The sequence below is a fragment of the Caballeronia cordobensis genome (assembly GCF_001544575.2).
Classification (GTDB): domain Bacteria; phylum Pseudomonadota; class Gammaproteobacteria; order Burkholderiales; family Burkholderiaceae; genus Caballeronia; species Caballeronia cordobensis.
In genome coordinates, this window is sequence record NZ_FCNY02000022.1 from 63,343 (window position 1) to 82,760 (window position 19,418).

21 protein-coding genes are annotated in these 19,418 nt (G+C 64.0%); 19 read left to right on the forward strand and 2 right to left on the reverse strand.

Annotated elements, in window-relative coordinates; all coding sequences use genetic code 11:
- Positions 1 to 963 (forward strand): S49 family peptidase, encoded by a 963-nt coding sequence (locus tag AWB70_RS30945; RefSeq protein WP_045450872.1) that lies wholly within the window; start codon positions 1 to 3, stop codon positions 961 to 963.
- A gap of 3 nt (positions 964 to 966) precedes the next feature.
- Here the strand turns inward: AWB70_RS30945 and AWB70_RS30950 are convergent, their stop codons facing one another.
- Positions 967 to 1,686 carry an SAM-dependent methyltransferase gene (locus tag AWB70_RS30950; RefSeq protein WP_053568574.1) on the reverse strand — a complete coding sequence of 240 codons (720 nt, stop codon included), beginning with the start codon at positions 1,684 to 1,686 and terminating at the stop codon, positions 967 to 969.
- Positions 1,683 to 2,300: a Maf-like protein gene (locus tag AWB70_RS30955; RefSeq protein ID WP_053568573.1), complete on the reverse strand. Its 618-nt coding sequence runs from the start codon at positions 2,298 to 2,300 to the stop codon at positions 1,683 to 1,685. The genes AWB70_RS30950 and AWB70_RS30955 overlap by 4 nt, the downstream gene beginning before the upstream one ends.
- A 340-nt stretch (positions 2,301 to 2,640) precedes the next feature.
- Between AWB70_RS30955 and AWB70_RS30960 the strand changes: the two genes are divergently transcribed.
- From AWB70_RS30960 to era, 18 genes are all read left to right on the forward strand, one after another.
- Positions 2,641 to 3,273 (forward strand): YceD family protein, encoded by a 633-nt coding sequence (locus AWB70_RS30960; RefSeq protein WP_053568572.1) that lies wholly within the window; start codon positions 2,641 to 2,643, stop codon positions 3,271 to 3,273.
- A gap of 139 nt (positions 3,274 to 3,412) precedes the next feature.
- Entirely contained in the window at positions 3,413 to 3,592 is a 180-nt protein-coding gene (gene rpmF, locus AWB70_RS30965; RefSeq protein ID WP_014191965.1) for a 50S ribosomal protein L32, read from the forward strand.
- Positions 3,593 to 3,730: 138 nt separating this feature from the next.
- The gene (gene plsX / locus AWB70_RS30970) at positions 3,731 to 4,882 is read left to right on the forward strand and encodes a phosphate acyltransferase PlsX (RefSeq protein WP_053568571.1); all 1,152 of its coding nucleotides are present in this window, start codon (positions 3,731 to 3,733) and stop codon (positions 4,880 to 4,882) included.
- Complete coding sequence (locus AWB70_RS30975) at positions 4,882 to 5,871, forward strand: beta-ketoacyl-ACP synthase III (protein WP_014191963.1); 990 nt, start codon at positions 4,882 to 4,884, stop codon at positions 5,869 to 5,871. The genes plsX and AWB70_RS30975 overlap by 1 nt, the downstream gene beginning before the upstream one ends.
- Positions 5,872 to 6,000: 129 nt before the next feature.
- Positions 6,001 to 6,933: an ACP S-malonyltransferase gene (gene fabD / locus AWB70_RS30980; RefSeq protein ID WP_041731131.1), complete on the forward strand. Its 933-nt coding sequence runs from the start codon at positions 6,001 to 6,003 to the stop codon at positions 6,931 to 6,933.
- A gap of 12 nt (positions 6,934 to 6,945) precedes the next feature.
- On the forward strand, positions 6,946 to 7,686 hold the full coding sequence (fabG, locus tag AWB70_RS30985) for a 3-oxoacyl-ACP reductase FabG (RefSeq protein ID WP_014191961.1): 741 nt from the start codon (positions 6,946 to 6,948) through the stop codon (positions 7,684 to 7,686).
- A gap of 249 nt (positions 7,687 to 7,935) precedes the next feature.
- A complete protein-coding gene (gene acpP, locus AWB70_RS30990) occupies positions 7,936 to 8,175 on the forward strand; it encodes an acyl carrier protein (RefSeq protein WP_004197638.1) in 240 nt (79 codons plus the stop codon).
- A 143-nt stretch (positions 8,176 to 8,318) separates the two neighbouring features.
- A complete protein-coding gene (fabF, locus tag AWB70_RS30995) occupies positions 8,319 to 9,560 on the forward strand; it encodes a beta-ketoacyl-ACP synthase II (RefSeq protein WP_014191960.1) in 1,242 nt (413 codons plus the stop codon).
- A gap of 31 nt (positions 9,561 to 9,591) precedes the next feature.
- Positions 9,592 to 10,047 carry a protein YgfX gene (locus AWB70_RS31000; protein ID WP_235024396.1) on the forward strand — a complete coding sequence of 152 codons (456 nt, stop codon included), beginning with the start codon at positions 9,592 to 9,594 and terminating at the stop codon, positions 10,045 to 10,047.
- Between the two features lie 96 nt (positions 10,048 to 10,143).
- Positions 10,144 to 10,743, forward strand: coding sequence for an RNA polymerase sigma factor RpoE (gene rpoE / locus AWB70_RS31005; RefSeq protein WP_008342103.1), 600 nt, complete (start codon positions 10,144 to 10,146; stop codon positions 10,741 to 10,743).
- 78 nt (positions 10,744 to 10,821) lie between these two features.
- On the forward strand, positions 10,822 to 11,457 hold the full coding sequence (locus AWB70_RS31010) for a sigma-E factor negative regulatory protein (protein ID WP_053568570.1): 636 nt from the start codon (positions 10,822 to 10,824) through the stop codon (positions 11,455 to 11,457).
- 4 nt (positions 11,458 to 11,461) lie between these two features.
- Positions 11,462 to 12,505 (forward strand): MucB/RseB family sigma factor regulatory protein, encoded by a 1,044-nt coding sequence (locus AWB70_RS31015; protein WP_053568569.1) that lies wholly within the window; start codon positions 11,462 to 11,464, stop codon positions 12,503 to 12,505.
- 21 nt (positions 12,506 to 12,526) lie between these two features.
- Positions 12,527 to 14,062 carry a DegQ family serine endoprotease gene (locus AWB70_RS31020; RefSeq protein ID WP_014191956.1) on the forward strand — a complete coding sequence of 512 codons (1,536 nt, stop codon included), beginning with the start codon at positions 12,527 to 12,529 and terminating at the stop codon, positions 14,060 to 14,062.
- 5 nt (positions 14,063 to 14,067) lie between these two features.
- Entirely contained in the window at positions 14,068 to 14,340 is a 273-nt protein-coding gene (locus AWB70_RS31025; protein WP_053568568.1) for a glutaredoxin family protein, read from the forward strand.
- A 125-nt stretch (positions 14,341 to 14,465) separates the two neighbouring features.
- Complete coding sequence (gene lepA / locus AWB70_RS31030; RefSeq protein ID WP_014191954.1) at positions 14,466 to 16,256, forward strand: translation elongation factor 4; 1,791 nt, start codon at positions 14,466 to 14,468, stop codon at positions 16,254 to 16,256.
- A 56-nt stretch (positions 16,257 to 16,312) separates the two neighbouring features.
- Positions 16,313 to 17,206, forward strand: a complete 894-nt coding sequence (gene lepB, locus AWB70_RS31035; RefSeq protein ID WP_045450865.1) for a signal peptidase I — start codon at positions 16,313 to 16,315, stop codon at positions 17,204 to 17,206.
- Between the two features lie 163 nt (positions 17,207 to 17,369).
- A complete protein-coding gene (gene rnc, locus AWB70_RS31040) occupies positions 17,370 to 18,458 on the forward strand; it encodes a ribonuclease III (RefSeq protein WP_053568567.1) in 1,089 nt (362 codons plus the stop codon).
- A gap of 58 nt (positions 18,459 to 18,516) precedes the next feature.
- Positions 18,517 to 19,416 carry a GTPase Era gene (gene era, locus AWB70_RS31045; RefSeq protein WP_045450863.1) on the forward strand — a complete coding sequence of 300 codons (900 nt, stop codon included), beginning with the start codon at positions 18,517 to 18,519 and terminating at the stop codon, positions 19,414 to 19,416.
- Positions 19,417 to 19,418 lie beyond the last annotated feature (2 nt).

The window sequence follows — 19,418 nt, forward strand, 5'->3', positions numbered from 1 at the left end:
ATGTCCGACAATTTTCCGCCGCGCGGCAACGACAACTGGGAGCGCGAGGCGCTCGAACGCATCGCGCTCGCCGCGATCCGCGAGCAGCGCGCCGCGCGGCGCTGGCGCATCTTCTTTCGCTTCGTGTTTCTCGCGGTGATCGCGCTGATCGCATGGGGCGTGTTCGATTTCACCGGCGACCGCGCCGCGAAGGCCGGCAAGCACACGGCGCTCATCGATCTCCAAGGCGAGATCGCCGCGAACAGCGATGCGAGCGCCGACAACGTCGACGCCGCGCTGCAGAGCGCGTTCGAGGACGAGAACACGGCGGGCGTGATCCTGCGCATCAATAGCCCGGGCGGCAGTCCGGTGCAGGCGGGCATCATCAACGGGGAAATCCGGCGGCTTCGCGCGAAATATCCGAAAACGCCGCTCTACGTCGTCGTCGACGACATGTGCGCGTCGGGCGGCTATTACGTCGCGGCGGCGGCGGACAAGATTTACGTCGATCGCGCGAGCATCGTCGGCTCGATCGGCGTGCTGATGGACGGCTTCGGCTTCACGGGCCTGATGGACAAGCTCGGCATCCAGCGCCGCATGCATACGTCGGGCGCGAACAAGGGCGCGTTCGATCCGTTCTCGCCCGAATCGCCCGCGATGAACGCGCACGCGCAGGACATGCTCGACCAGATTCACACTCAGTTCATCGACGCGGTGAAGCTCGGGCGCGGTAAACGTCTGAAGGATGACCCGGAGCTCTTCTCCGGCATGTTCTGGACCGGCGAGAAGAGCGTCGAACTCGGTCTTGCCGATGGCTTCGGCGACGCCAGCTATGTCGCGCGCGAAGTCATCAAGCAGCCGGATATCGTCGATTACACACAGAAGGAAAGCATCAGCGAGCGCGTGGTGCGGCGCTTCGGCGCATCGGTCGGCGACGCCGCCGTGCGCGCGCTCACGCTCGGCGGCAAGCTCCAGTTGCGTTGATCGCTACGACGCCAGCAGCAGGAAAATCGCCGGACGCTTGTGCAGTTCCGGCGCGGCCTGCTTCTTCCAGTCCGCCGCCGTGCGCGTGACGATGGTTTCGCCCGGCAGCGTCAGATCGACGGCGACGCAAATCAGCGTGGACGGCGCGCAGGTCGCGATGAGCGTGTCGAGCATCGCCTTGTTGCGATAGGGCGTCTCAATGAAAATCTGCGTCTGATTGGCCTTGCGCGACAGTTGCTCCAGTTCGCGCAGGCGCTTGCCGCGCTCGGCGGCATCGACCGGCAGATAGCCGTTGAACGCGAAGCTCTGTCCGTTCATGCCCGATGCCATCAGCGCGAGCAGAATCGAGCTCGGCCCGACGAACGGCACCACTTTCACGCCTTTCTGATGCGCGCGCCGCACGAGCAGCGCGCCCGGATCGGCGACAGCGGGGCAGCCGGCTTCGGAAACAAGGCCGGCGTCGGAGCCGGCGAGAATCGGCGCGAGCAGCCTGTCGATTTCAGCGGGCGGCGTGTTCACGTTCAGTTCGCGCACCTCGATTTCCTGAATCGGCCGTTCGGTGCCCACTTTTTTGAGGAAAGCGCGCGTGGTTTTCGCGTTCTCGCCGATGTAATACGCGAGCGCGGCGGCTTGCGCGCGCACCGGCTCGGGCAGGACATGCGCGAGCGCGGCGGCGTCGCCATCGCCGAGCGTGTTCGGGATCAGATACAGAACGCCGCTCATGCCGCCCCCAGAACCGGATAGCCGGCGTTCGCGAGCATGCCGGTCAGCGCGATGAGCGGCAGACCGATGAGCGCCGTGGGATCGTCGGATTCGATGGCGTCCAGAAGCGCGATGCCGAGCCCTTCGGCTTTCGCGCTGCCCGCGCAGTCGTACGGCGTTTCGGCGCGCAGATAGGCTTCGATCTGCGCGTCCGAATAGCGGCGAAAGCGCACACGCGTGACGATGTCGGCGGATTGCGCGTCGCCTGTGCGGCTGTCGTAGAGACACAGCGCGCTGTGGAATTCCACGTTGCGGCCGCGCATCGCCTGAAGTTGCGCGAAGGCTTTCTCGTGCGTGCCGGGCTTGCCGATCTGCTTGCCGTCGAAGGTTGCAACCTGATCGGAGCCGATCACGAGGGCCGCCGCGCCGTCGCCGATGCGCCCGGCCGCCGCGCGCGCCTTGGCGATCGAGAGCCGGACGGCGGTGGCTTCGGGCGTTTCGCCGGCGAGCGGCGTTTCATCGATATCGGGCGTGACGACGTCGAAAGGAATGCGCAGGCGTTCCAGCAATCCGCGCCGGTAGGGCGAGCTGGACGCGAGAATCAGGCGCGGCGGCGTGTTTAAAGCGTCGGACATGAAATGAATCAGTAGAAAGAGGGTAAAAACGACAGAGTGTGGGCAGGCTCTTAAGTATTTGACTCGAAAGAACAAAGCCGATATGATTTTGGGCTTTTCATCGGTACGTGTGCGTGCAGAGTCCAGCTGCAAAGAGTCCGCCTGCAAAGCGCGAGAACCCGATGAACCGGTGCAGGGCAGTAGCGGGAGCATAGAGCAGAAGCCAGGAAAGCGCGGCAGAGCACGAATGCCCGCTCAATGCAAATTCGGGCAAGCCACGCCTGCCTGGATGCGGCGTCGCGGTGCATACTGAACGCTCACCGGAAGCACTAACCCAAGCAAGGCCCAAGCAGGAGCGCACATGACTCAGAATCCTGGCAAACCTGTGAGCCCCGCCGATCTGCGCGCGCTCGACATTTACGAATTCGCCGAAAGCGGCAGGCAGGCGGCCGGCGCGCTGCGTGTGTCGCAGATGCCGCGCATGTTAGCCGAAGTGCCCGCGGAAGCGCCAGAGCGCGATACCGTGTTCACCTGGCAAGGCGAAGGCTCGACCCAGCCGGAATTGCAGGACGACGGCACGGATGCGCCACAGCCGTATCTGCGCCTCGCGGTGCACGGCTCGATGTGGCTCATGTGTCAGCGCTGTCTTCAGCCGTATTCGCAACATCTCGATGTGGATGCCACCTATCGGATCGTGGCGACGGAAGAAGAAGCGGACGAATATCCGCTCGATGACGATGAAGTGGAAGTGATCGTAGGCTCGCGCCAGTTCAATCTCGTCGACTTGATCGAAGAGGAATTGCTGCTGTCGTTGCCGCTTGTGCCGAAGCACAACGTCTGCCCCGAGGTGCACGAAAGTCTGCTCCCCGCCGGCGGCGAGGGCGAGGCGGCGGAAGGCGGCGAGCAAGAAGCCGAGCAAGATGTGGTAAAGCCGAATCCGTTTGCCGTGCTGGAGAAGCTCAAGTCGAGCGGTCCGGACGGCAAGAAGCATTGATGTAGCGAGGGCGGGGAAGTATCCGCCGAACGCGAACTCCCGCTTCAGGCGGTGGGCCGTGCGGCCCTGAAGTTCCTCCGCGACCGCGGAGATTGACCTCTCCCTGTGTTAGAATTCGCAAAATTTTTCTGGAGTAATCATGGCAGTTCAGCAAAACAAGAAGTCGCCGTCGAAGCGCGGCATGCACCGTTCCCACGACTTCCTGACGGGCGCGCCGCTGGCCGTCGAGCCGAGCACGGGCGAAGTGCATCTGCGTCACCACGTGAGCCCGAACGGCTACTATCGTGGCAAGAAAGTCGTCAAGACGAAGAACGACTAAGCGTTCAGCAGCGCTTGATGCGCCTGCCGGTACCGCTTTGCGGGCGCCCGGGCGCTACTCGCTCTTGACACTTTCCCGGTACGACGAGAAGGCGGCATTTCACTGCCGCTTTTTTGTGCCCGAAATTCGTCGCGTTCCATGACTGTAAAGATAACCATCGACTGCATGGGAGGCGACCACGGCCCGGCCGTGACCGTTCCCGCTGCCGTCAATTTCGTGCGCTCGCATCCCGACGCGCACCTGATGCTCGTCGGTCTCGAGCAGCCTATCCGCGGGCAGCTGAAGAAGTCGAAAGCGCTCGACGAACCTCGCCTGAGCGTCATCCCCGCCAGCGAAGTCGTCGCGATGGACGATCCCGTCGAAGTTGCGCTGCGCAAGAAAAAAGATTCGTCGATGCGCGTCGCGCTCAACCTCGTGAAGGAAGGCGAGGCGCAGACGTGCATTTCCGCGGGCAATACCGGCGCGCTCATGGCGGTTTCGCGCTATGTGCTGAAAACGCTCGCGGGCATCGAACGCCCCGCGATCGCGTTCGCGATGCCCAGCCAGAAGGGCTACACCACGGTTCTCGATCTCGGCGCCAATGTCGATTGCGAGCCCGAGCACCTGCTGCAGTTCGCGGAGATGGGCCACGCGCTCGTGGCGGCGATCGAAGGCCGCGAGCGGCCCACCATCGGCCTGCTCAACATCGGCGAAGAAGTCATCAAGGGCAACGAAACGATCAAGCGCGCGGGCGAGCTGCTGCGCGCGAGCACGCTCAACTTCTACGGCAACGTGGAAGGCAACGACATCTATAAAGGCACGACGGATGTCGTCGTGTGCGACGGCTTCGTCGGCAACGTGGCGCTGAAGACCTCCGAAGGTCTCGCGAAGATGCTCGCCGACATCATCAAGGAAGAGTTCAGCCGCAACTTCGCCTCCAAGCTGATGGCGCTCGTCGCGCTGCCCGTTCTCAAGCGTTTCAAAAAGCGCGTCGATCCCGCGCAATATAACGGTGCCGCGTTGCTCGGCCTGCGCGGGCTCGTTATCAAAAGTCACGGCTCGGCCGAAGCCTTCGGGTTTGAGTGGGCTATCAAACGCGGGTATGATGCCGTCAAAAATGGCGTGCTGGAGCGCCTCGTGCGCGCGATGGAAGAGAACGCGCCCGCTGCGCGCGAGACCGGCACGAACGGCTCCGCGGCCGACGTTCCCGGCGCCGCGGCGCATCAGCCCGCCGCCCAGTCCGCTGCGCAACCCAGTTCGCAGCCGAATCCGCCGGACGCGTCCGGTACTGCGCTACATTCGAAGGCATAATGGCTCAATCCAATCTTTACTCTCGCGTGCTGGGCACCGGCAGCTACCTGCCGTCCGAGCGCGTCACGAATCAGGACTTGGCGGACCGTCTCGCGAAGCAGGGCGTCGAGACGAGCGACGAATGGATCGTCGCGCGCACCGGGATTCACGCGCGTCACTTCGCGGCGCCGAATCAGACCACCAGCGATCTCGCGCTCGTCGCTTCGCAGAAGGCGATCGAAGCGGCCGGCATCGATCCGCAGTCGATCGATCTGATCATCGTCGCGACCTCGACGCCGGACTTCGTGTTCCCGAGCACGGCGTGTCTGTTGCAGAACAAGCTCGGCATCAAGAACAACGGCGCGGCCTTCGACGTGCAGGCCGTGTGCTCCGGTTTCGCATACGGCGTCGCCACCGCCGACAGCTTCATTCGCAGCGGCATGAATCGCACGGCGCTCGTCGTCGGCGCGGAAACCTTTTCGCGCATCCTCGATTTCAACGATCGCACCACCTGCGTGCTGTTCGGCGACGGCGCGGGCGCGATCGTGCTGCAGGCCTCGGAAGAGCCGGGCGTGCTGTCGAGCGCGCTGCACGCGGACGGCAGCTATTCCGACATTCTCTGCACGCCGGGCAACGTCAACGGCGGCGTGGTCGAAGGCACCGCGTTTCTCCACATGGACGGCCAGGCCGTGTTCAAGCTCGCGGTCAACGTGCTCGAAAAAGTCGCGCTCGAAGCGCTCGACAAGGCGAAGCTCACGCCGGACGACATCGACTGGCTGATTCCGCATCAGGCCAACATCCGCATCATGCAGAGCACCGCCCGCAAGCTGCACCTGCCGGCCGAGCGCATGGTCGTGACGGTGGGCGAGCACGGCAACACGTCAGCGGCCTCGATTCCGCTCGCGCTCGACGTCGCGGTGCGCGACGGCCGCATCAAGCGCGGCGACAACGTGCTGATCGAAGGTGTGGGCGGCGGCTTCACGTGGGGCGCGTCGGTCATCCGCTACTGATCGTTTATCGATTCCCTCTATTCATTCGCAACTGATCCCCCTTCATCGCCGACCCCGCGCGCTCGCATGGCGCGCGGTCCGCGCGGTTCCGTGAAGGCATCGCGGATCATTCCAATCAACGAGGACGATATGAAATTTGCGTTCGTTTTCCCCGGACAAGGCTCGCAGTCGATCGGCATGCTCAACGCCTTCGCCGATCACGCCATCGTGCGCGAGACCGTGCAGCAGGCCTCCGACGCGCTCGGCCAGGATCTCGGCAAGCTGATCGCCGAAGGCCCCGCTGAAGATCTCAACCTCACGACGAATACGCAGCCCGTCATGCTGACGGCGGCCTATGCGATCTATCGCGTGTGGGAAAAGGAAACGGGTCTCGCGCCCGCCATCGTCGCGGGTCACAGCCTCGGCGAATACACCGCGCTCGTCGCGGCGGGCGCGCTCGCGTTCGCCGACGCGGTGCCGCTCGTGCGCTTTCGCGCGCAAGCGATGCAAAGCGCCGTTCCGGTGGGCGAGGGCGGCATGGCCGCGATCCTCGGTCTCGACGACGACACGGTGCGAGCCGTGTGCGCCGAGGCGTCGTCGTCGGGCGTGGTCGAAGCGGTGAACTTCAATGCGCCCGCGCAGGTCGTGATCGCGGGCAGCAAGGCCGCCGTCGAGAAGGCATGCGAAGTGGCGAAGGCGAAGGGCGCAAAGCGCGCGCTGCCGCTGCCCGTCTCCGCACCGTTCCATTCGTCGCTGCTCAAGCCCGCGTCGGATCAGTTGCGCGACTATCTCGCGAAGGTCGAGATCAAGGCGCCGCGTATTCCGCTGATCAATAACGTCGATGTCGCCGTGGTCTCCGATCCCGCCGCGATCAAGGACGCGCTCGTGCGCCAGGCCGCCGGTCCGGTGCGCTGGGTCGAATGCGTGCAGGCGATGGCGAAAGACGGCGTCACGCACGTCGTCGAGTGCGGTCCGGGCAAGGTGCTCGCGGGGCTGACCAAGCGCATCGACGGCAACCTCGTCGGCGGCTCGATCTTCGATCCGGCATCGCTCGAAGAGACGCGCAAACTGATCGCTGGATAAAGGACTGACAACATGAATCTGGAAAACCAGGTGGCAATCGTCACGGGCGCCTCACGCGGCATCGGGCGCGCGATCGCGCTCGAACTCGCGAAGCAGGGCGCGACGGTCATCGGCACGGCGACGAGCGAAAGCGGCGCGGCCGGCATCGGCGAAGCATTGCAGCAGGCGGGCGGAAAGGGCCGCGGCGCGGTGCTCGACGTGACCGACGCGGCATCGAGCGATGCGTTCATCGACGGCATCGTGAAGGAATTCGGCGGCCTGAACATTCTCGTGAACAACGCGGGCATCACGAAAGACCAGCTCGCGATGCGCATGAAGGACGACGAATTCGACGCCGTCATCGACACGAACCTGCGCGCGGTGTTCCGTCTGTCGCGCGCCGTGCTGCGCCCGATGATGAAGGCGCGCGGCGGCCGCATCATCAACATCACGTCGGTGGTCGGTTCGTCGGGCAATCCGGGCCAGGCCAACTACGCGGCGGCGAAGGCCGGCGTGGCGGGCATGACGCGGGCGCTCGCGCGTGAAATCGGCAGCCGCGGCATCACCGTGAACTGCATCGCACCGGGCTTCATCGACACCGACATGACCAAGGTTCTGCCGGAAGAGCAACGCACCGCGCTCACCGCGTCTATCCCGCTTGGCCGACTGGGCGCGCCGGAAGATATCGCGCATGCTGTGGCGTTCCTCGCATCGCCGTTCGCCGGCTACATCACCGGCACGACGCTGCATGTGAACGGCGGCATGTACATGTAAGGCCTTAATAGGCATTTCACCGAAATTCGCTTAATATCCGCGCCGGGACGGGCGCGCAAAATGCTCGAAAGAGCGTCGTGCGCACCGCGCCAGCGCGGCAGTGAAGAATCGATGCGAAGCGGCCGGCGACCTCTTGATGAAGGGCGCCAGACAGCGGAGCATGGAACTGACGCGCCGTATTTTGCGGGTTCAAACCTGATAAAATGCGCGCACTCGTATTTTTGAACTTTTTTCCCCTCGGAGGGCTGCATGGACAACATCGAACAGCGCGTGAAGAAGATCGTCGCCGAACAACTGGGCGTGGCGGAAGCCGAAATCAAGAACGAAGCTTCGTTCGTGAACGATCTGGGCGCTGACTCGCTCGATACGGTCGAACTCGTGATGGCGCTGGAAGACGAATTCGGCATGGAAATTCCCGATGAAGAGGCGGAAAAGATCACCACGGTTCAGCAGGCGATCGACTACGCTCGCGCGAACGTCAAGGCCTGAGGCCGGACGCGCCAGCGACTCATCGCTCAAACAGCTTGATGCATCGTCGCTGCTACCGATTTGACAGCCACAGGGCTCACAGGGTGGTTTCCTGTGGCCGCTGTGGCTTTTGTTTTTCGTCATTCTATGGATAAGGGGTTACCGTGAGCCGTCGTCGAGTTGTTGTTACAGGCCTGGGGCTCGTGTCGCCTGTCGGCAATACTGTTGCCGACGGCTGGGCCAATCTGGTCGCGGGCAAGTCGGGCATCGCCAATATCACGAAGTTCGACGCGACGAACTTCTCCACGCGTTTCGCCGGCGAGGTGAAGGGCTTCAATATCGAAGACTACATGCCCGCCAAGGAAGCGCGCCATATGGATACCTTCATCCATTATGGCTTCGCCGCGGGCGTGCAGGCCATGCAGGACTCCGGCCTCGAAATCACCGATGAAAACGCGGAACGCGTGGGCGTGGTGGTGGGTTCGGGCATCGGCGGCCTGCCGATGATCGAAGTCACGCAGACCGAGTTGCTCAACCGCGGCCCGCGCCGCATTTCGCCGTTCTTCGTGCCGGCTTCGATCATCAACATGATCTCCGGGCATCTGTCCATCCGCTTCGGCTTCAAGGGCCCGAACCTCTCGATGGTCACGGCCTGCACCACCGGCCTGCACTGCATCGGCGAGGCGTCGCGCCTCATCGAATACGGCGACGCGGACGTGATGATCGCGGGCGGCGCGGAAGCGACCGTTTCGCCGCTCGGTATCGGCGGCTTTGCGGCGGCGCGCGCGCTGTCGCAGCGCAACGACGATCCGGCGACCGCCAGCCGTCCGTGGGACACGGACCGCGACGGTTTCGTGCTCGGCGAAGGCGCGGGCGTCATGGTGCTCGAAGAGTACGAGCATGCGAAGGCGCGCGGCGCGAAGATCTACGCGGAAGTGCTCGGCTACGGCATGAGCGGCGATGCGTACCACATGACCGCACCGCCGGAAGACGGCGACGGCGGCCGCCGCGCGATGGTCAACGCAATGAAAAACGCGCGGATCAACGCCGACGAGGTGAACTACGTCAACGCGCACGGCACGTCGACGCCGCTCGGCGACATCGCGGAGACGATCGGCATCACGCGCGCGCTCGGCGATCAGGCGAAGAAGGCCGTCGTCAACTCCACCAAGTCGATGACCGGCCACCTGCTGGGCGGCGCGGGCGGCCTGGAGTCGGTCTTCACCGTGCTGGCGATCCACAATCAGGTGTCGCCGCCGACCATCAACATCTTCAACCAGGACCCGAAGTGCGACCTGGACTACTGCGCGAACACCGCGCGGGACATGAAGATCGACGTGGCGGTGAAGAACTCGTTCGGCTTCGGCGGCACGAACGGCTCGCTCGTCTTCAAGCGTCATCAGTAAGCGCGGCGCGCTCGTCATCGGAGGAAACGACATGGCGAGCGCGTTCGTGAACCGGCCGCATGGCGATGCAAACGTCGTCATGCGGCCGTCGCGTTTCCTGGCCGGCGCGATGCTCGCGTTCGCGGCCGTGGCGAGCGCCTCGGTTTTCCAGTGCGTCTTCGCGCACACGGAACACGCCGGGCATGCGGCCGTGGCGTGCGGGGTGACGCTGGCGGCGCTCGGACTCGCGTCATACCGATGGCTGCGCGCACGGCCAGTCGCCCTCGGCCTGCATTCGGACGGCCTCACGCTGCGCGAGCGCGACGGCGCGACGCGCCACTTGCGCATCGCGGGCTACGCGCAATGGAGCGACCGCCTGCTTGCGCTCACGCTTTGCGGCGCGCGGGATCGCCGCGAAACGCTGCTCGTGCCGGCCGATTCCATCGATACCGACACTTTTCGCCAGCTCGCCGTCCAGGCGCGCCGCGCCGCCGCTTCCCACCTGTAACGACTGTAACGGCGCATGAGCGTTCCGGTAGCCTTACAGGCGGTAACGCTACAATAGCCCTCCGCGCAACTTCCCCAAGCTAATCGGATTTCCCAGGTGAGTGAAAAAGAAATCGACCAATTGCTGGTCGAGCGTGTCCAGAAGGGTGACAAGGCCGCGTTCGAACTGCTGGTCGCCAAATACCACCGCAAGATCATTCGACTGATCTCGCGCCTCGTGCGCGACCCCGCCGAGGTCGAGGACGTCGCCCAGGACGCCTTCATCAAGGCCTATCGCGCGCTGCCCCAGTTTCGAGGCGAATCGGCGTTCTACACATGGCTGTACCGGATTGCGGTCAACACCGCAAAGAATTACCTTGCGACCCAGGGACGCCGCGCACCCACTTCTACCGAAGCCGATGCGGAAGAAGCGGAAACTTTCTCCGACGCGGACCAACTAAGGGATATCAACACACCCGAGTCGATGTTGATGAGCAAGCAGATCGCTCAGACGGTCAACGCTGCGATGGCGTTGCTGCCGGAGGAATTGCGCACCGCCATCACGCTCCGGGAAATCGAAGGACTGAGTTACGAGGAAATCGCCGAAATGATGGATTGCCCTATCGGCACCGTCAGATCGAGAATTTTTCGTGCTCGTGAGGCCATTGCGGCAAAATTGCGTCCGTTGTTGGACACTCCCGAAGGCAAACGCTGGTAGCGGCAATCCACGGGGCAGGGACGCGATATCTGGGTTAGTTGGTGTCACTACGGGGTGGGGTCAAAGATGGGGCGCATCATGGGGTCGGTCTCGATGCAGAATCAAACACAGGCGGGTTCGCGCGGCGAGCGCATGTCGGCGTTCGTCGACGGTGAGTCGCTCGACGAGATTGGCAGCATCAGCCAGTTTCTGGCGGACCTGAAAAGCGACGAACGCGCGGCGTGGTCGCACTATCATCTGATCGGCGACGCCCTGCGCTCCGACGATCTTGCGGTCAGCCCGGCGCGCAGCAGCGCGTTCATGACCGTATTCTCCGAACGTTTCGAGGCCGAAGCCCACGTGCTCGCGCCGGCGGCGCTGCCCGCGGCGAAGGCGCGCGGCGGGATGTTGCGCCGTCGCGTCATGCCGGCCTTCGCGGTGGCCGCGGCCGCCGCGACGCTGACGTGGATCGTCGTGCCGCAACTGCAAGGCGTGGACGGCCGCTCCGGCGCGCAGGTGGCTAGCGTAGCCGTGGCGCCGGCGGATCCGCTGCAGCGTGTCGCGATGGCATCCGTGCCGGCGGCGACCGTGCGCGCGCCGATCGTCGAGGCGAACATCATCCGTGACGCCAATCTCGACCAGTACCTCGAAGCGCACCAGCAGTTCTCCCAACAGCCCATGATGCCTGGTTCCATGCCCTTGATTCGCGCGGCGGCTACATCGCAGGGTCAATAATTTGATGCCGAGTGTGCGGTTGAATAAAACGAACTATTGGGGGCGGCTGCCGGCATTCATGCTTTGCGCAGCCGCGTTGCTGACGGCGGCATCGGGCGCATTCGCTCAGGGCGACGATCCCGCCGCCGTTCGCAAGACGGCCGCCAGCCTGCTCAACCGCATCCACGAGGCGGCCCAGCAGCAAAATTACGAGGGTACCTTCGTCTATCAACGCGGCGCGACGGTGCAGTCGTCGCGCATCACGCACGTCGCCACGCGCGGCGACGGCGAATACGAATCGCTCGAAAGCCTCGACGGCGCGCCGCGCAAGATGCTGCGGCACGACGACGAGATGTTCACGTTCGTGCCGGAGCGGCATCTGCTCGTGGTCGAGCATCGGCAAAATCGCGATTCGTTCCCGGCCTTGCTCGCGGCGAGCGGCGATCAGGTGCTGTCCGTCTACGAGCCGAAGCTTCTGGGCAACGACCGCGTGGCGGGCGTGGAGAGCCAGGTGCTGGAGCTCGATCCGAAAGATTCCTACCGTTTCGCCTACAAGCTCTGGGCCGATGCGAAAACCGGCTTGCTGATGCGCGCCCAGACGCTCGGTCCGGATGGCCAGGTGCTCGAACAGCTCTCGTTCTCGCAGGTGCGCATTGGCGGCCCGATCGACAAGGCGCCCATTGCGAACGGCATTCGCAGCACGTCGGGCTGGACCATCGTGCGGCCGCCGGTGCAGTCGGTGGACATGGAAGCCTCGGGCTGGCAACTGGCGCCGAATATCGCCGGTTTTCGCAAGATTCGAGAGCTGCGCCGTCCGATGGCGTCGAGCCAGCAAGGCCAGCCGCCGATCCCGGTCGATCAGGCCGTGTTCTCCGATGGTCTCGCCACGATCTCCGTTTTCGTCGAGCCGGTCGAGAAAAATACGCGCAAGGAAGGCGCGGGCAACAGCGGCGCCACGCATGTGCTGGTCAAGCGCCGCGGGGATTTCTGGATCACCTTGCTTGGCGAAGTGCCGCAAGCCACATTGCAGCAATTTGCTTCTACCATAGAATACAAGCCTTCCAAGTAATCCCGTTCCCGGCCCCAACCTATGAGCAACTTCTCGCTGCGCAAGTTCATCGCGGCCGCGGCGCTCGCCGTGTGCCTGCCGTTCGTATCGCACTCTGCGTCGGCGGCGCCCGTGGTGAATTTGCCGGACTTCACAACGCTCGTCGATAAAGTGGGGCCCTCGGTCGTGAACATCCGCACGACCTCGCGCGTCGGTTCCGGCAGCGATCTGCGCGGACTCCCGCCCGGCCTCGACGAAGGCGATATGTCCGAGTTCTTCCGGCGCTTCTTCGGCATTCCGATGCCGGGCCAGCCGCCGCGCGGCGGTGGCGGAGGCGGCGGTGGTGGCGGCGGAAGTCAGGGCGATCAGGGCAAGGGCGGCAGCCGCAACGCGCCTGACGACAACCAGGACAATTCGGAACAAAGCAGCGGCGTCGGCTCGGGCTTCATCCTGTCGACGGACGGCTACGTGATGACCAACGCGCACGTCGTCGACGACGCGGACACCATCTACGTCACGCTCACGGACAAGCGCGAGTTCAAGGCGCGGCTCGTCGGCGTGGACGAGCGCACGGACGTGGCCGTCGTGAAGATCAGCGCGACGAATCTGCCGGCCATCACCATCGGCGATTCGAACAAGGTGCGCGTGGGCGAGTGGGTGCTCGCGATCGGCTCGCCGTTCGGCCTCGACAATACCGTGACCGCGGGCATCGTCAGTGCGAAGGGGCGCGACACCGGCGACTACCTGCCGTTCATCCAGACCGATGTTGCCGTGAATCCGGGCAACTCGGGCGGGCCGCTCATCAACATGGCGGGCGAGGTGATCGGCATCAACTCGCAGATCTACAGCCGCACGGGCGGTTTCATGGGCATCTCGTTCGCGATTCCGATCGATGAAGCGATGCGCGTCGCCGATCAGTTGAAGGCGTCGGGCAAGGTCGTGCGCGGGCGCATTGCGGTGGCGATCGGCGAGGTCACGAAGGACGTCGCGGATTCGCTCGGGCTGCCGAAGGCGCAAGGCGCGCTCGTGTCGAGCGTCGAGCCGAACGGCCCGGCCGACAAGGCGGGCGTGCAGCCGGGCGACATCATCACCAAGTTCAACGGCGTGAACGTCGAGACCGCGACGGACCTGCCGCGCATGGTCGGCGACACCAAGCCCGGCACGAAGACCACACTCACGATCTGGCGCAAGGGCCAGACGCGCGATCTGTCGATCACGGTTGCAGAAATGCAGCCCGACAAGGTCGCGAAGACCGAGCAGAAGAAGACGCCGCAGCCGAAGGAGCGCGCGAGCAATTCGCTCGGCCTCGCGGTGAGCGATATTCCTGCGGACCAGAAAAAGGCGCTCAAGCTGTCGAGCGGCGTTCAGGTCGATGCCGTGGAAGGGCCGGCGGCGCGCGCGGGTTTCCAGAAGGGCGACATCATCATGCGCATCGGCGATACGGATATCACGAGCGCGAAGCAGTTCCAGGAAGTCGCGCAAGGTCTGGACGCCAGCAAGATGGTCGCGGTGCTCGTGCGCCGTGGCGACAACACGCAGTTCGTGCCGCTGCGCCCACGCGTGCCGGCGCAGAAGTAAGCGCGATGACGTCGAAACAGCCGGGCGCGGCTTTCATCCTTTACGGGCGCGCCTGGTGTCATCTGTGCGAAGACATGCGCGCCGAGCTGGAACCAATTGCCGCGCGGCATGGGCTTGGCATCGAGTGGATCGATATCGACGAAGATCCGCTGCTGGAGGCGCGTTACGACGAACGCGTGCCCGTGCTCACGCTCGATGGCGTCGAATTGTGTCAGTACCGGCTCGACATGCGCGCGGTGCATGCGGCGCTGGGCGAGCGGGCTGCGCGCGCGTCGTGAAGCTGTCCGAGCCGAATTCCGCCGGGACACCCCCGTTTTCGGCTAAAATGCAGAAGTTTTCCCCAAATTTTCAAGGCGTGCTCCGCGTTGGTGAGGGCGCGCCTTTTTCGCTTGATCGGCACTGAATGAATCATATTCGTAACTTTTCGATCATTGCGCACATCGACCACGGCAAATCCACGCTGGCCGACCGCATCATCCAGTTGTGCGGCGGCTTGTCCGATCGTGAGATGGAAGCGCAGGTGCTCGATTCGATGGACCTCGAACGCGAACGCGGCATCACTATCAAGGCGCAGACCGCGGCGCTTTCCTATAAGGCGCGCGACGGCCAGGTCTACAACCTCAATCTGATCGACACCCCAGGGCACGTCGACTTCTCCTACGAAGTCAGCCGCTCGCTGTCGGCGTGCGAAGGCGCGCTGCTCGTCGTCGATGCCTCGCAGGGCGTCGAGGCGCAGACGGTCGCGAACTGCTACACGGCGATCGAACTGGGCGTGGAAGTCGTGCCGGTGCTGAACAAGATCGACTTGCCCGCGGCGAATCCCGAAAACGCCATCGCCGAGATCGAGGACGTGATCGGCATCGACGCGACCGACGCCGTGCATTGCAGCGCCAAGACGGGCCTGGGCGTCGCGGACGTGCTCGAATCGCTCATCGCGAAAGTGCCGCCGCCGAAGGGCGATCCGGACGCGCCGCTGCAGGCGCTCATCATCGATTCGTGGTTCGACAACTACGTCGGCGTCGTCATGCTGGTGCGCATCGTCAACGGCACGCTGAAGCCGAAAGACAAGATCAAGATGATGGCGACCGACGCGCAATACCCGGTCGAAAATCTCGGCGTGTTCGCGCCGAAGTCGACGAGCCTGCCGCAGCTGTCGGCGGGGCAGGTGGGCTTCGTGATCGCGGGCATCAAGGAACTGACGGCCGCGAAGGTGGGCGACACCGTCACCATCGCGAACCGTGCCGCCACCAAGCCGCTGCCGGGCTTCAAGGAAGTGAAGCCGCAGGTGTTCGCGGGTCTGTATCCGGTGGAAGCGAACCAGTACGACGCGTTGCGCGAATCGCTTGAAAAGCTGAGGCTCAACGACGCCTCGCTGCAATACGAGCCGGAAGTCTCGCAAGCGCTCGGCTTCGGTTTCCGCTGCGGCTTCCTCGGCCTTCTGCACATGGAAATCGTGCAGGAGCGTCTCGAGCGCGAATTCGACATGGACCTCATCACCACCGCGCCGACGGTGATCTACGAAGTCCAGCAACGCGATGGCACGACCATCTCGGTCGAGAATCCGGCGAAGATGCCGGAGCCGCAGAAGATCGAGGAAGTGCGCGAGCCGATCGTCACCGTGAACCTGTACATGCCGCAGGAATATGTCGGCTCGGTCATCACGCTGTGCACGAACAAGCGCGGCTCGCAGATCAACATGCAGTACCACGGCCGTCAGGTGCAACTGACCTACGAAATCCCGATGGCGGAAATCGTGCTCGACTTCTTCGACCGTCTGAAGTCCACGTCGCGCGGCTATGCGTCGATGGACTACGAGTTCAAGGAATATCGCGCGGCCGACGTGGTCAAGGTGGATATGCTCATCAACGGCGACAAGGTCGATGCGCTGTCGGTCATCGTGCACCGCTCGCAGAGCCAGCATCGCGGCCGCGAAGTGGCGGCGAAGATGCGCGAGCTGATTCCGCGCCAGATGTACGACGTGGCGATCCAGGCGACCATCGGCTCGAACATCATCGCGCGCGAGAACATCAAGGCGCTGCGCAAGAACGTGCTGGCCAAGTGCTACGGCGGCGACATCTCGCGTAAAAAGAAGCTGCTCGAAAAGCAGAAAGCCGGCAAGAAGCGCATGAAGCAGGTCGGCTCGGTCGAAATCCCGCAAGAGGCTTTCCTCGCGATCCTTCGTGTCGACGAATGACGCCTGCGCCCTGAGCCAGACAACGGGCAAACAACGATAACAACCGGAAGCGATTGATGAATTTCGCATTGATACTTTTGATTCTCGTCGTCTTGACGGGTATTGCATGGGTGCTCGACAAGCTGGTCTTTCTGCCGCAGCGGCGCCGCGCCGCCGAGGCCGCGGTCGTCGAGTTCGATCGCCAGCAGGAACGCGTGGGCGAGCGTTTCGCCGATGAAAACGCCGCGCAGACGCGCGCCCGCCTGCGCGATGACAAGCTGCGCCAGCCGTGGTGGCTCGAATACACGGCGAGCTTCTTTCCGGTGATTCTCGCGGTGTTCGTGGTGCGCTCGTTCATCATCGAGCCGTTCAAGATTCCGTCCGGCTCGATGGTGCCGACGCTGCTCGTCGGCGACTTCATCCTCGTGAACAAGTACGAGTACGGCCTGCGTCTGCCGATCACCAACACCAAGATGACCGACGGCAGTCCGCTCAAGCGCGGCGACGTGGTCGTGTTCCGCTATCCGAAGGACGAATCGGTCGATTACATCAAGCGCGTGATCGGCCTGCCGGGCGACACCGTCGCGTACGAAGACAAGAAACTCACGATCAACGGCAAGCCCGTGCCGGAAACGCCGCTGCCGGACTATTTCGACGACGAGCGCATCGGTTATGCAAAGCAGTTCGAAGAAGACCTCGACGGCCGCAAGAACCGCATCCTGAACAATCCGCAGGTGCCGCCGTTCATCGTGGGCGCCGACGATTTCCCGTTCCGCGACAACTGCAACTACAACGCGCAGGGCGTAACGTGCAAGGTGCCGCCGGGCAACTACTTCATGATGGGCGACAACCGCGACAACAGCGCGGACAGCCGCTACTGGGGCTTCGTGCCGGACAAGAACATCGTCGGGCGCGCGTTCTTCATCTGGATGAACTTCAGCAATCTGAAGCGCGTCGGCTCGTTCGAGTGACATGCATCGCCGGCTCGTCCGCAGCAGGACAGCCGGCGCTGCTCATGATTAAAACAAAGCTTCGAAACGGTGTGAAGAAGCGCGGCTAACACCGTCTCGCCACGCGTTTTCCGGCGCCGACCGGCGGAATCGTCCGCTTTCGCGCCCGCGTTATACTCTCTCCATGCCATCCTCTCCGTTGGAAAGCCGGCTGCGGTACGAATTTCGCAATGCGGAATTGCTGCGCCAGGCGATGACCCACCGCAGTCACAGCGCCATGCACAATGAACGGCTCGAATTTCTCGGCGATTCCGTTCTAAATTGCGTGGTGGCCGCGCTTTTGTTCCAACGATTCGGAAAACTCGACGAAGGCGACCTGTCGCGCGTGCGCGCGAATCTGGTCAAGCAGCAGTCGCTTTACGAGATTGCGCAGGCGCTGAACGTGTCCGAAGGGCTGCGGCTCGGCGAAGGCGAGCTGCGTAGCGGCGGTTTTCGCCGTCCGTCCATTCTGGCCGACACGCTCGAAGCCATCTTCGGCGCGATCTTTCTCGACGGCGGTTTCGACGCGGCGTTCACGGTCATCAAGCGGCTTTACACGCCGGTTCTGGATCACATCGATCCGCGCACCATCGGCAAGGATGCGAAGACGCTCCTGCAGGAATATCTGCAGGGACACAAGATCGCGCTGCCGACTTACACCGTCGTCGCCACGCACGGCGCCGCGCACAATCAGCAATTCGAAGTCGAATGCGCGGTGCCGAAGCTCGACGTGAAGGTGTCCGGCTCCGGCGCGAGCCGTCGCGCGGCAGAGCAGGCCGCGGCCAAGAAGGCGCTCGACGAGGTCATGGCGGCAGCCCCGACGCTCGGCGTGAAGCCGAAGCGCAAAGGCGCGCGCGCGGCGAAGCTCTCGGAATTCGAAGTCGTGCCGGGCGTCACCGGCATCCAGGCCGCGCTCGATCTGCGCTCGCCCGACCGGCGCGAGCGTCATCATGGCCCGCACGGCGCACAGCCGGGCACGCCGGAACGGCCCGCGACCGCACCGCTCGCGGTGATCCGCGCGACGCATGTCGAACCCTCGGTGGGCGCGTATGCCGCCGCCGACAAACCGGAGCGCGCCGTGATCCACAAGCCGGAGAAAGCGCCGAAGAGCGAGCCGGCACAGCCCGCCCCATCGGCTGAACGCGGCGCCGAGAGTGACACGGACACGCGCAACGGCGCAAGCCCTGACGCGCCCGCGGGCCGCATCGTGCGCGCCGCCGACGCGGGTCACTGACGCGCGCCGCGCGCCCATCGCGCATTCGCGCCCCAACGATTTCTTGCCGCACACATCTATGAACGCTCCTACTTCCTCTGGCTTCCGTTGCGGCATGGTCGCGATCGTCGGCCGCCCGAACGTCGGCAAATCGACGCTGATGAACGCGCTCGTCGGCCAGAAGGTGAGCATCACGTCGCGCAAGGCGCAGACGACGCGCCACCGCATCACCGGCATCAACACGCTGGACGACGCGCAGTACATCTTCGTCGATACGCCCGGCTTCCAGACGCGCCATAGCGGCGCGCTCAACCGCTCGCTCAACCGCGCGGTGACGTCGACGCTTACGTCCGTCGATGCGATTCTCTTCGTGATCGAAGCCGGCCGCTTCGGCCCCGACGACCAAAAAGTGCTCGACCTGATCCCGGCCGGCACGCCTACGCTTTTGATCGCGAACAAGCTCGATCGCGTCGGCGACAAGGATTCGCTCTTTCCTTTCATGCAGCAGATGTCGGGCTTGCGCGATTTTCGCGAGATCGTGCCGCTCTCGGCGAAGCATCCTGAAGACGTCAAGCGGCTGATGGCGGTCGTGAAGCCGTATCTGCCCGAAGGCGAGCCGATCTACGGCGAGGACGATCTCACCGATCGCAGCGAGCGCTTCCTCGCCGCCGAAATCCTGCGCGAGAAGGTGTTCCGCTGGACCGGCGACGAGTTGCCGTACACGAGCACGGTGCTCATCGACAAATTCGAAACCGAAGGGCGTCTGCGCCGCGTGTTCGCCACGATCCTCGTTGATCGCGACATGCACAAGGCGATGATCATCGGCCAGAAGGGCGCGAAGCTGAAGCAGATCAGCACCGAGGCGCGGCTCGACATGGAGAAGCTCTTCGACGGCCCCGTGTATCTCGAAACCTTCGTCAAGGTGAAGAGCGGCTGGGCGGACAACGAGGCGGGCCTGCGCGCATACGGCTACGAGTAATA